Here is a 14,091-nt window from a genome sequence, read left to right as displayed (position 1 = left end):
AAAAATTATTCCATGATTTGCGGACTGATGCGGAAGTAATCGAAATCGACAAAGCCGCCGGGCGTCTGTGCGGCCCAGTTGAACAGGCCGAAGCGGTAGCCCATAAAGTGCGGCAGCGTGTAGGCCATCTGCAGAACCGAACCGATGCGGGTCCATGTTGTGCCGTCCAGGCTGTAGTAGAAATAGGCCTTGTCCGTGCGTTTGCGGAAATCGCAGTCGATGCGCAGATATACAATATCCTGTTGGAGCGGAATGGTTTCCATGGTTTGCGGGTTGTCGGATTGGGCGCTGACCATTACGATGGATTTGGCGCCCTGTTCCATTCGCACCCCGACAAAACCGTACCGTTTCTGCAGGGCAATCAGTCCGGCACAGTCGCCGTCTTTCATGCCGGCCGTGTCCAGTTTGGTGCGGGCCGAGCAGACCGGCCCGAAGGTGCGCTGGGTGAGCATATTGCGCACCTGCAGGACGCTGCTGTCGGTGCGCCCGGTCGTCAGGCGAAGATGCCCCTTGCGAACACCGATGGACCAGAAGCGATTATCCGGGTTGTGATTCCACTGCCAGGCCAGCGGCAGCGGCTTGCCCGGTTCGCGGTCGAATTCATCCGAGCAGACCAGATTGGAAAGGCCTTCGCCGCTGTCCTCGATGTCGAGCACATCGGGGGCTTTGCCGTTTGTGCCGAGCACCGGCCAGCCGTCCACCCACTGAACAGGCACCACCCAGGGGCTTCGCCCGACGGCGCCGTTGTCTTCAAAGAGGACGGCGTACCAGCGGCCGTCGGGGGTGTCAATCAGACAGCCCTGTGCGATGCCGCGGTCCTGCAGGATGACTCTGCCTTCGTAGGGGCCGGTGATTTTGTCGGCGCGGTGGATGATTTGCGTCCGCATTCCGCCGCGGGGCCAGGTAATATTCATCAGGTAGTATTTGCCGTGAACCTTGAGCATTTGGGAGCCCTCGGCGGGCAGACCGATATTGGGGCCCGCCACGGCACTGGCGTTTTTGATGATGATGTCGTGGAAGCCGCCTTCTTTCAGGCCGGACAGATCGCTTTTGAGTTCCGCCAGCCGAATGTCGCCGCCGCCGTACACCATATACACCCGCCCGTCGTCATCAAAAAACAGCGAATGGTCATGCAGGGACGGGGCAAACGAAATTTCCTTCCAGGGGCCCTTCTCGATGTCCTGCGTGGTGTAAATGTGGGTGCGGCCGCTGGTGCTGGAGAACGTGGAGGCGTAGTATGTGCCGTTGTGATACCGAAGCGAGCTGGCCCAGGAGCCGGCGCCGTAGGCGTTTTTGCCGTTCTCGAGATTCATCGCGTCGTTTTCCACCAGCCGGTCATAGGCATAGCCGACGAGCGTCCAGTTGACCAGATTTTTGGACTTCATAATCGGCAGGCCCGGACTCATATGCATCGTGGTGCTGCTCATATAATAGGTATCGCCGACGCGGATGACGGCCACATCGGGCACATCGGCCCAGATAATCGGATTGCGGGCCGGTTCGGCCTGAAGCAGACCTCCTGAAAAACAGACAAGCCAGGCCGACAAAACCATTGGAAGCGAGTTTCGATTCATTGTTTTCCCTCAGAAAAAAGATTCATTGAAACGGCTCGATTTCCGGAGCTCCCGGACGAATCAGACGTACATCATAAAGGCCGCCGGCCAGCCAGCGTTTGGCAACGAAACGAACCGTCAGCCGTTTGCCTGCGGCAGCCCGAAGAATCTCTGCGGGGATTGGGTACCGCTTTTCGATGAAGTGATTCGGTTTTTCGCCGGTCAGCCGCTGGGTGGCAATGACGGTGCCGTTGACCAGGATATCAAACTCCCGGTCGCGGTCATCGCCGGAATAGGTGACGGACAGGATAACCTCCTGGGCCCCCTTCGGGTCCAGCGTGTATTGAATCCAGGAGCCGTGCCGCCAGCGCCGGCCGTTGTGAATGCCGGTTTCCAGCCCCTCGCCCTGCAGGTCGTGTTCGGTTTCGGGCTGCTGTTCTCCCACGGCCACCCGGTCAAGGGTTGCCTCTTCCAGGGCCTGTCGGGCACGCTCCTGCGCGGCCAGTTTTTCCCGTCGGGCCGCCACCTTCTCCGGAGTTGTCAATTCCCAGTACATCTGATAGCGCTGCTCGTGCAGGCGGAAAAACGGCATCAGCAAAAGCCCTTGCGGCGCAGGCGGCTCGACAATGTCTTGGATTCGAAAGTGCAGCGGGCCGGCGGAGGGGTCCTGTGCAATATGCTTCAGCAGACCTTCTTCTGTGGTCAGCAGAACGGGCACGCGGTCCAGCGGCACCATCGGCCCATGGGCGACGTGGCCCATCCGGCTTCCGTCGGCAAACAAACCGTCCAGTCGGTCTGTGCCGGCCGGCCGGACCAGCACAATCGGCCCATACAGAATCGCCGCCCAATCGGAGCCGTCCGGAAGACGCTCTGTGTACAGGTGCATCGGCAGGTCCACCTCAACGGTGTCGCCGTCCTTCCATTCCCTCTTGACGGCGGCATAAGAGGACGGTGCAGAGGACACGTTGAAGCGCTGTCCGTTGACTTTCACAACAAATTCGCCCGCTTTGACCCAGACCGGATGACGAATATACAGGGTAAAGTCCGCCGGCTTGGCCAGCTGAATGGATATTTTCGTACGGGGCTCGTCCGGAAACGAGGTTTCCTGTTTGAGCACCAGTCCCCTGTCCGCCGCCGTAAGCACCGACGGAATAAACAGGTTCACATACAGCCCGTCCTGAGCCCGGGTGTAAATAAACCGGCCGTACCGACCGGGATTTTCCATCCCTGTTCCGACACAGCACCAGAAGCACACCTCCGGCTGCGAATACACCCGATAGTGTTCCGGACGAATCGGTGTAAAATACACATAGCCCGGTCTGCGGGGATGAATCGAAGCCAGAATATGATTGTACAGGGCGCGTTCGTAATAGTCGGCGTACTCGGCCTTCGGCTCTGCTTCAAAAAGCGCTTCAGTCAGCCGGAGCATATTGTAGGTGTTGCAGGTTTCCGGGCCTTCCCGATGGGCAATCATTCCGCTGAAGTCCTTCGGGTCGTTGAAGTGCTCGCTGACGCTGTTGCCCCCGAAGGCCACGCTGCGATTGCGGGTGACGGTTTCCCAGAAAAAGCAGGCCCCGGTGTGCAGCTTGTCATCGCCGGTCAGGGCCGCAATTCGCTGCATCCCGATAATCTTCGGAATCTGCGTGTTGGCGTGAAGTCCCGTAAGACGGTCCCGGCGGTTTTCGAGGGGCTCGAAGATTCTGCGGTGATTGAATCGTTTGGCCAGTTCCAGGTACTTGCGGTTTCCGGTGAGCTCATACAGGTCGGCCAGCACCTCGTTCATCCCCCCGTATTCCGTATCGAGCATCTGCTGCATCTGCTGTTCGTTGAGGCCGGCGACGACCGATTCGCACCAGTCGCCCAGTCCCGTCAGCAGCTCGAGGGCCTTGGGGCGGCCTGCGTGCAGATACGCATCCCGCAGTCCGGCGAACATCTTGTGGACATTGTACCAGGGCACCCATTTGGTGCGAAACAGGTCGATGCGTCCTTCGGAGACGCCTTTCCAGAACGAACGGCTTCCGGGGACGCCGCCGATGTATCCGTTGCCGTTGGCCTTTTGAATATCAGCCAGCTCCTCGAGCATATAGTCAAGCCGCCGGCCGAACTCGCCGTCCGGGTCGGCTCCTGCCGCAATCATCAGCGAAAGGGCCGACAGATAATGTCCGGCGGTATGCCCGTCCAGGCCGCTGCTTTCCCAGTTGCCGTAGGGAGCCGCCTTGGGTTCCAGCCCCGCCTCCCGACGGTACGGAGCCAGCAGGCGGTCCGGCTTATGTGCCAGCAGATACGCCCGGTTGACCCCCACGGCCTCGGAAAAAGGGCTCGGCAAAAGCCGCACCTCCTTCAGGGGGAAAAAGCAGGAGGAAACACTGCTTTCCTTTTTGGGCGGGACGGTGATGCCTTCTTCCGTTTGAGATATCGGCTGAATCGTTCCGTCCGGGTTGTAATACAGGTATTCGACACAGACGCTTCGCCGCCCGGTGGCGGGCCCCAGACCATTGAGCGTGAGCGTGGCATTGTGATAGAAGAAATACCACTGCCCCTTGAATTCAACAATCCCCGGATGGATGGTATAACTGTTTTTGGCAAAGCCGGTCAGAATGCCCTGATAGGTCCACGGCCCGGTTATCGCCGGAGCGGTGGCATAGCAAATCTTTTCCGCCGTGCCCTGATGCGCAAAGGCCGCATAGGTCAGGTAATAAAGATTGCCGCGTTTGTGAAGCCAGGGGCCTTCCGTGTAGTAGGGCAAGTCGATTTTCTGAATTTCCCCGTCGAGCTCAATCAGGTTGGGTTTGAGTTTGACCAGATAGCAGTCGCCGTTGCCCCAGGCCATCCAGGCTGTGCCGTCATCATCGATGAATACGGTCGGGTCGATGTCCTCCCAGGGAACTTTGGAGTTGGGCGTCATTTGGTCATAAACCAACGCACTGCCGCGGGCGTCTTTGAACGGTCCGGTCGGGCTGTCCGAGACGGCTACCCCGATGGCCTTGCCGACGTGCGGCGGACCGTGCTGAACAGTTGCAAAGAAGTAGTACTTGCCGTCTTTTTTGATAACCTGAGAGGCCCAGGCGTCCCCTACGGCCCATTGGAAGTCTGTGGGCCTCAGGACCGTCCCGTGAGCTACCCAGTTTTTCATATCTTTCGTTGAGTAGCACAGCCAGCCGGTCATGTTGAACAGCTCGCCGTCTTTGGCCTCATCATGGCCGACATAGACATAGAGGGTGTCGCCGTCCACCAGCGGGGCCGGGTCGGCGGTAAAGGCGTCCCGGAAAATCGGATTGCCCTGAATTTGGAAGGCAGAGCCCCTGGCCAGCGGAGGCGGGAAGGGTGACGCATCGAGGCGCACGTGGGGGCCGACGGTGGCTCCCAGAAACAGAGCATCCGGAACCGAGAAGGAAATTATCGTTGCATCGGCATTTTCCAGCAGGGTCTTGCGTTCTTCGCCGGGGAGCTGGTAGCGGAAGGCACAGACCGCTTTGTCGACCTCGATGGTCAGCCGAACGCTCTGGGCGGCGTGTGGGTCAAAAGAGGCCAACTCGCTGGTTTGGCCGCGTTTGACGCATTCCACAAAGATGCGCGGCTTGCCGCCGATGCGCCGAACGGCAAAGAAGTAATGATGGCGTTCGTTCATAAACAAAGCCAGTCCGGCCGAGACGTTGTTTTCTTTGGGCACTTCCACTGTTACCGAGGCGGTGTAAACCGGATGCCGGACGCGCCGGCCCAGAAAACTCGGATTGCCCGTGCCGGACAGTTTTTCGTTCTGCGGTGTCAGCAGAAGCCGTCCGGCGGCGGCATCAATCTGCCACCAGGTCTGTTTGGGCTGGCGGAGCATAATCCATTCGAGGGAAAGGTCTTTCTGTTTAAAATCATCCCGCCAGGTAAAGGAACCGGTGTACGGAGCATCGGACGGCTGGACGGAAACGCCGTTGGGCGATTTGACAATCAGCGGAACCCTCTGGTCGGTCGGCAGGATGGTCGGCCAGTCGTCCTCCGTCCAGGTGACGGGCAGCAGGAAGGTTTCCCGGCCCATGGGCGACAGGCCCCTCTGATACGGCCGGACAGCCAGAAAGACCGCCCACCAGTTTCCGTCCGGACCGATTTCAAGGTCGGCATGGCCCGTGCAGGTGACAGCGCCGAGGACTTCCGGGTCTAAATCGCGCTGGGTGAGAATGGGGTTTTTCTCCCAGGGGGTATAAGGGCCGTCCACACTGCGGCTGCGGAAGATGACCTGAGAATGTCCCGGGCCCGTGCCGCCTTCCGCACAACAAAGGTAATACCAGTTCTTGCGTTTGTAGATGTGCGGGCCTTCAATCCAGATGGGTTTTTTGGTGATGTCCACGCCGCCGTCGATGAGCATCTTGCGCGGGCCGATCATCTTCAGATTCTTCCAGTCAAACTCCTGAATCCAGACTGCTCGATGGCCTTCATACTTCGGCGGTCCCTGCGGGGCATCGTTGTGAACAATCCAGGCCCGGTCATCCTCATCGAAAAAGATGGACGGGTCAATGCCGCCGAAGTCCAGTTTGACCGGGTTCGACCAGGGGCCGGCGGGGTTTTGGGCTGTGACGACAAAATTGCCCAGATTATCCACCATTGTGCAAACAACGTAGAACAGCCCCTTGTGATATGTGATAGCCGGGGCAAACAAGCCGCCGCTGGTTCGACGGGATGTGTAGTTTAACTGCTCCGGCCGGTGAATCACATGGCCGATTTGCTTCCAGTTGACTAGGTCTTTGCTGTGAAAGATGGGAAGACCGGGAAAATACTGAAATGTTGAGTTAATCAGATAGTAATCATCTCCGACACGGCAGATGCTCGGGTCAGGATGAAAGCCGGCCAAAATCGGGTTGCGAAAATGTCCGGCTTCGAGGTTAGCCGGTGAGTAGATGTCCTGGCCGCTGTACTCAAACTGCTCAAAGGCAATCGGAGCGGCGGCAAAACCGACGGCGGAAATAATCACAAAAAGCCAAAACAGACTTGCGGCGGGAACCTGTGCAGACAGCGTCCTTTTCATAAAAAACCTCCATTGTTTCCGATACATCCCTTTGTTCCAAAGATACAGCCGGAGAACGGTTCAGGCAACCCTTTCTCCGGCTGTTTTTTTTATTTCTTTTTATCTGTTGTCAAATCGACAGTCCCTGTCATACGGTTAAGACGGAATCGAGTTTTTCAATCAGAGGCTCTTCATCCAGTTGGCGGCCAGTTCAGCCATTTCCTCCAGATCAATCCGGCAGTCTCCATTTCGGTCCAGTTCGCAATGAGTGTCCAGCCACAGGGCACTGAAGGCCGTCAAGTCTTCCAAATCCACTGTTCCGTCGCCGTTGAAATCACCGTAGAGCCAGCGTCCGGTTACCACGATTTCATCAATCGCCGTATCGCCGCGCGGACCGCCGGCGGCTACGGCCCGGATGCGAATTCGAATCGGGCCTGTAAAACCGCTTAAATCGACAACGGCCTGTGAGTACGGCTCATTGTTGGATGTATGCTGCTGGCCGGTGCGGCTCCAGACGCCGTACTGCCAGGTCCCGTTGTGTTCGACATCCACAAACAGCGAGCCGATGTCCACGCCGTACATGTGATAGTAGAAGGTCAGCCGGCGCTGGGTGCCGTACAGCACAGGGCTTTCGAGAATGGCCGTATCACCGGGCATATACGCCCAGCCCGGAGAAGTTTCCAGATACGCATACCACGTGGTTCCGTTGGCTCCGCCCGAAGGCCCTGTGTTGGGCGTCAGCGTATGGCCGGAATTGCGGAGCCAGTCCTGATTATCCACACCGGTCAGGTTGACCCAGCTGCCGAAGCCGCTTTCAAAATCGACGGCTGTCAGGACGATGACCAGCGGGTCCGCCGGCGTGACAGACACTTCATTGGAATAGCCGCTTTCATAGCCGTCGGTATCCACCGCTGTGATCACATAATAATACGGGGTGTAGTAGGTGATGGCGCTGTCTGTAAACGTCAGACTGTTCAGCGGAGTGCTGTTGAGCCGTGTATAGCCGCTGCCGGGGGTTGTGGAACGCCAGACGTAATACCCCGCCAAATCGCTTTCCGTGTTGGCATTCCAGGTCAGCTGCACGGCGCCGCCGATGTCCTGGGCGGTCAGGCCGGTCGGGGCGGCCGGCGGGTCGGCCAGTGTGACGGCCTGGGCCTGCGCCGAGTTGGCGCTGCTGCCGACGCTGTTGACGGCGCTGATGACATAATAGTAAGCGGTCTGCTCCGACAGGCCGGTGTCGCTCCAGGAGGTTCCGGAAACACTGGTCAGATGGGTGTACGGGCCGCCGTTTGTCAGCGCACGTTTGATGTCATAGTTTGTTGCAGTGTCGGATGCGTTCCAGGTCAGGTCGATGCGGGTGCCGGAAACCGCTGTCGCCGAAAGGCCCGTTGGGGCCGGCGGGACTGCCGTCGGAATCTGCTCTTCATACAGACGGGCGATTTCCACATCGCTCAGAGCCCTCGAATAGATGCGGAACTCATCAATCCGCCCATTCAGATAGGGGTCGGCTGCGTACTGCGAGCGGCCCAGATAGTTCTGCGTGGTATTGCCCAGCGAGGACGGATTGAGCGTCATCGAGCTGTTGCGTCCGACCTCCTGTCCGTTGACATACAGGATGCCGGTATTGCCGCTGAACGTAACGGCCACGTGGGTCCAGACGCCGGTCGGCAGAGCCGACGTGCCGTTGATGCGCTGTTCGCCGCCGGCGCCGCTTGTGGTAATGGCGAACCGTACGGTGCCGGAGGTGTTGCTGTGCCGCGGGGTCAGGAACATATTGACGGTCGTGCCGGTGCCGAAGTCAAACACCCGCGACCAAGTGCTGACGGAATTCAGGTACACCCACAGAGAGATGGTGCAGTCCGTCAGGCCGTTGACGACGCCGGCCGGCAGTGTGACATGGTCATTGGTTCCGTCCAGATAGACGGCGTTGCCGAACTTGCCGGCGCCCCAGGTCGGGCCGTTAACCAGCGTGCCGTTTCGTCCGCCGCCGGTGGCATCTGCCGCCGTCGTGCCGCTGGTTTCATTGAACCGCAGATACGTGCGCACGCGGGCAGCGCTGGTTTCCGCACTGTCGGCGCTCTGACCGCTGAGCGTGTTGGCGCTGACCACATAATAATAGGTCATCCCCGGCTCCACGCGGGTATCGCTGAATGCGGTGCCTGTGATGTTCGTACCGATGGTTGTATAGGGCCCGCCGCTGACGGTGGAGCGCTTGACATTGTAGGACAGGGCGCCGGGAGAAGCTGTCCAGGTCAGGTTGATCTGCGAATCGACAATCGCCGTCGCCGCCAGCCCCGTCGGAGCCGCCGGACCGTAGCAGTCCAAAACAATCGTCGTCACAGACAGCGGCGGCAGGACCACCGGAGACCCCATGGGCCCCAGGGCCTGGAAATACTGGTCGCCGACGGTCTGGAAGACGCTGGAGGAATTATATGCAAACGAACTGATGTTCAGGTTGGCGTACAGGGTTTCCGTTTCCAGACGATTGATGAGCACCGCCACGAGCCGTTTGCCGTCCGGAGATAAAAACGAGGACGCCAGCAGATTCGAATGGCCGCTGGACGACTGGGTGCGGCGGAATCCCGGCTGGACGTAGTACGAATAATGCTTCATCGACCAGTAGGAGGGATTCAGCCAGTATCCTTTGGGATGTGTCCAGGAGCCGCCTGTTCCGTAGTAGCTCCAGGGGAATTCAATCTCCACCAGCCCAATGTCGCCGGGCCAGACCAGACACCAGTGGTTATAGCCGCTGACCTGTTCAACCACAAGGGAGTTGTGAATCAAATTGGCCACCGGAATCAGCCCTTTGATATCCCCGAACTCCGTCATAAAAATCGGCTTGCCGGGAAACTGCGTATTCCGGGTATTCAAGACCGTCGTAAAGGCGGAATTGTATCCGTCGGGCGTTCCGTCGGTGCTGCCGCCGTAAAGATGGTGGGCAATGCCGTAGAAGGTATTCGGATTCAGGGCATTCAGGTAATTGCGCAGGCCGGCGGCGTTGCCCCAAAGCCCCACACAGTCCGGGCTGAGCAGTTTGGGCGGCGAGGCCATGCTTTGGAGCCGATAGAACACAGCGTCCTGAGCCAGGGCATAACTGGCGTATTGGCCTTCCGTCGGGTCAAACCGGCAGGAATCGTAATCCGCCGTCCAGTCCGGTTCGTTCTGAATGGTAATCCAGGTAGGGTTGACCCCGCGGGAGATGTAGTCCTGAAGAGACTGGTACCAGTACTCGGCGAATCCCGCATAGTCGTATTGACCGTTGACCTGGATGAGGGTGCCGCCGCCTCCGGTCTGGCCGTTGCTTTTCAGATAGGCCGGCGGCGACCAGGAGGACATCAGAATCGGCACAGGCCGACCCAGCCGCTGATTGGCGGCGGCCACGATTTCATAAATCGCCGTATCCTGACCGTTCACGCCCCGCCACCAGTTGCCCACCCGCAGCATCGACAGATTCAGTCCGGCGAAGGCATGGGTGTAAATTTCGGATTTATACGGATGAGCGGTCACCCAGCCGTTGTAGAAACAAATCGCGCCGCCCAGACCTTCGATGGTCTGAAAGAGGATGGCCGGATTGATGTTGACGGGCACCATTGTCAGCGGTTCGGTCTGGAACTGCCACCAGTTCAGATTGAGCAGGTCGCCGCCGGCGGGCCCTGTAAACTTCAGATACAAATCCCGTACGCCCACGGCACCGCTGACATTGCAGTAAACCGTTGTCCAGTTTTGAGGCCCGCCGGTATTCGGAATCGAACAGGTGCCGATGAGCGGGCCGGTCAGAGAATCCAGACGCAGTTCGATGGCTGCGCCGGTTTTGGTGGAGGCGACACGGGCCTTGAAGCTGCCGGCACCGGTGCCGAAATCCACCCCCCGAAGCCGAATCCAGTCGCCGTTATCGACGGCGGTGACATTCAACCCCCCTTCCGAACAGACCTGTGTGCGAATGCCGCTCTGCTGGGCCAGCGTTTCCCCTTCTACCCGCACATACGGATTCAAGAATTTCAGCTGCGGCAGCCCGTCCTGGGTATGCACGAGCGGCTGGATGGTGCCGTCCGGGTTGTAATACAGCCGGTCCAGGCCGATATTCCGGTGTTCCGTGGTGGATACGCCGTCGATCGTCGCCTGATAGCGGTTGTGATAAACGCAGTACCATTCGCCTTGAAATGTGAAAAAAGAGTGATGATTGTTGTTGCCGTAATTGTACGGCGGCTGAGGAACCGCAACCCCCTGATAGGTAAACGGCCCCAGCGGAGTAGGTCCGGTCCGATACCCAATCTGAGACGAAGGGGTCCAGTCTTCGTAGTTGTCGGCGTAAGAGTAGTAATAGACGCCGTTGTATTTGTGCATATGAGACGCCTCGAAGAAGTCCGGGGCGTCAATCGAGATAGCCGACCCGACCGTATCGATCATATTTGTATGCAGCTGAATCGCACGCCCCTGATTGGGGCCGCCGCCGCCGAAATACAGATACGGTGTGCCGTCATCGTCCACAAACACGCACGGGTCGAACATCCAGGTGCTGTTTGCCCCCGGCGTGGACCGGGTCACGACCAGCGCGTTTTTCGGGGCGGTAAACGGTCCGAGCGGCGAATCACTCGTTACAACGCCGATGCCCCAGTAGGCATCCCCGAAGTACAGATAAAACTTGTTGTTGTGATAGACGATACAGGGGGCCCAGGCGGTCCCGGAATACCAGGAGGACAGCTGGTCGGCATGAAAGACCACACCGTGGTCCGTCCAGTTCTTCAAATCATCCGTTGAAAAACAGACGATAGACCTCATAATGTAGCCGGTGTTCTCCCCGTTTTCCTCATCGTTGGAGCAGTACACGTACAGTCGTCCGTTCCATTCGACGGCCGTCGGGTCGGCGGCGTAGTGATGCGACATAATCGGATAATCCGCCCGCATCGAACCGGAAAGACACCCCAGACACAGCACCGCAAAGACCCATTGCAAACTTTTTCTGAACCCCTTGTCTGTTTTTCGGACTTTCATAATTCCCCCATTTGTACAGTTATGATTTTTTTGCATACCAATCATTCATTCCTCCAGCCAGACGGCGGCCAGGTCGGCAAACTCCGTCAGGTTGAGCAGACCGTTGCCGTCCCGGTCCAGGCCGCTGTGCGGCTGCAGCCACAAATCGGCAAAGGCCGACAGGTCGCTCTTGTCCACAATCGTATCGGCATTCAGGTCGCCGTAGCGAATAAACTGCCACCAGTTGAGATTGAAAAGATAGCCGGTGCCGCCGGTAAATCTCAGATACAAATCGCGGATACCGGCAACCCCGCTGACCGCGCAGGAGCGTGTCTGCCAAGTCTGCCAGCCGCCGGTGTTGGAAATCGGGCAGGTCCCAATCAGCGGGCCGCTCGGCGAATCCAGACGCAGTTCAATGGTTCCGCCGGCGGTTGCCGAAGCCGCCCGGACTTGAAATGAAACCGCCCCGCGGCCGAAATTCACTTTTTTATAGACTAAATAATGGCCGTTCTGGATATATCCGACATTCAGGCCGCCTTCGCTGCAGGATTCCGTCTGGGTGCCGGATTTTTCGTCAAAATCCTCCGCTTCAATCAGCCGGAAGGCCGAACGAGGCGGCGGCGAGTCGAAAAACTCAAACCAGTCCACATCCACCCAGCCGGGACTGGCGGCGGTATTGGGATTATAACAGAAAAGGGCGTATTTTTCACCCTGAAACGTGCCGGTCTGCCAGTCGAAAGCCAGCGGAAACTCCCCGCCCAGCGCCGTCCAGCTCTGCCCGTCGAGACTGTAGGAGCACAGCCCTTTGTTGGTCTGAAAATTCATATCCGTCCGAAGATAAAGAATGCTTGCGGAAATCGGAACCGACGACACGCGGGTTTCCGTCTGAATGCCGCTGGTGGTGTCCTGCAGGACATTCATTCTCAAAAAGAGGCTTCCGCCGGCATCCCGATGAACAGCAATGTGGGCGCTGTATTTGCCGAGCGTTCCGAAGCCGCAGATGTCGCCGGTCTGAAGATTCTGCAGGTCCAGCTTGACCTGGCCGCGGCTCCAGGGCCCCTGTCCCTTCTGGGTGAGCGTGTTGCGGGCGGTCCAGAAGCCCGAGGCCCGGGTCGGACGCAGCCGAAGCCAGCCGGGCCGCTCCGTCAGCGACCAGCGGCTGTTGTCCGGATTGTGATTCCACTGCCACTGAAGCCCCAGAACGGGCGAATCGAAATCGTCGCTGGTCGGCGGCTGAATGATGGGTTTGCCCTGAATCGGTTTGGGATATGTTGCCGCCATTACATCCCGCTCAGTCGGCGTTCCGAAAACCGGCCAGTCATTCTCCCAAAAGACCGGCCCAATGCGGGTCATCCGTCCGACTGCCCCGCTGTCCTGCATCACAAAGCCGTACCAGTTGTCGTTGTCATCGATGTCAACGATGGCTCCCTGGTGGCCGCCCGTCGTTGCCAGCAGGCAAATCCGTCCGGTTTCCCACGGACCGAAAATGCTGGTTGCCCGCGAGCAGCGGAGCTGAAACGGCCAGGTGCCGGGGTTGGCGTTAAACAGATAATAATAATTGCCGCGTTTGATGACGTGCGAGCCTTCCCCGCCGCCGTTGACAACGTTGTTCGTCTGAGCGACCACCGCCGAAAAATTGGAGTTGAGCGTCAGGACGGAAATCCATCCCGACCCATAGAAAATATATCCCGTTCCGTCATCATCGATGAAAAATCCCGGGTCGTGGGCGCCGCGGTCGAGCTGATGGTAATTCCACGGCCCCGCCGGGTCGGAAGCATAGTACACCCGAGCGCCCGGCGCTCCCCACGGATTGACCACAATATAAAACATCCCGTTGTAATAGCGAATGCTCGAGGCCCACATCCCGCGGCGGTACGCCGTCGTTTCATTCTGCATATTGTATTCCGGCCCCATATCGAGAAATGAGGCCGCATGGGAAAGAATCTCCCAATTCACCAGGTCCTCCGAACGCAGAACCGTCAGGCCCGGAGAGTCCGCAAAGGTCGTGGTGACCATATAAAAATAGGAACCGACCCGGATGATGTCCGGGTCAGGATAGTCCGCATAAAGAATCGGATTGGTAAACGTTCCGTCGCCGTTGTCAGACTGCCAGCCGTAGCCGCTTCCAAGAAAGAGAAACGCTGAAACAAGACAAAAAATGAATCGAAACAGCCGACCTTGTTTTCTGCTCATAAACCCCCCATTTGCGGAGTCAGGACTATCAACCGTTTATAAGACCTTGTTTTTCTCCTGCCGCCTGGTATGAAAAGCCCTTTTGAATCTTATGAATCCTTGCTGTCTTCCGAATTCGGAAGACACCGCTCCGGCCGCTGTTTTGGCCGGAGCGGTGCTTCGAATCATTTCTCAGGAAGACAGAAGCGCTGTCCCCGGTATCAAACGCTTACGGATTCCGGTAGATGCGGTCGTCTTCCAGCCACCGGGCTGCAAACGCCGCAAAGTCCGCCAAAGTAATCCGGCAGTCGCCGTCGGCGTCATACATGCCCATGTCGTAGATTTCCCGGTTGCAGACCGACGGCACACCCGTTACCGCCATGTACTCCTGAGCAATCTCCACCG

4 protein-coding genes are annotated in these 14,091 nt (G+C 58.4%); all 4 read right to left on the bottom strand.

The window, feature by feature from the left end; all coding sequences use genetic code 11:
• Positions 1-5: 5 nt before the first annotated feature.
• The 4 genes from WHS88_07305 to WHS88_07290 all read right to left on the bottom strand — a co-directional run bounded on the left by WHS88_07305 (position 6) and on the right by WHS88_07290 (position 13,707).
• Positions 6-1,574 (bottom strand): glycoside hydrolase 43 family protein, encoded by a 1,569-nt coding sequence (locus WHS88_07305; GenBank protein MEJ5259977.1) that lies wholly within the window; start codon positions 1,572-1,574, stop codon positions 6-8.
• Between the two features lie 22 nt (positions 1,575-1,596).
• Positions 1,597-6,564, bottom strand: a complete 4,968-nt coding sequence (locus WHS88_07300) for a family 43 glycosylhydrolase (GenBank protein MEJ5259976.1) — start codon at positions 6,562-6,564, stop codon at positions 1,597-1,599.
• Between the two features lie 159 nt (positions 6,565-6,723).
• Entirely contained in the window at positions 6,724-11,535 is a 4,812-nt protein-coding gene (locus WHS88_07295; protein MEJ5259975.1) for a family 43 glycosylhydrolase, read from the bottom strand.
• Positions 11,536-11,580: 45 nt separating this feature from the next.
• Positions 11,581-13,707, bottom strand: a complete 2,127-nt coding sequence (locus tag WHS88_07290) for a carbohydrate-binding protein (protein ID MEJ5259974.1) — start codon at positions 13,705-13,707, stop codon at positions 11,581-11,583.
• Positions 13,708-14,091: the final 384 nt, after the last annotated feature.

The sequence above is a fragment of the Anaerohalosphaeraceae bacterium genome, from assembly GCA_037479115.1.
Taxonomy (GTDB): Bacteria; Planctomycetota; Phycisphaerae; order Sedimentisphaerales; family Anaerohalosphaeraceae; genus JAHDQI01.
This window is presented reverse-complemented; position numbering and strand designations above follow the sequence as displayed.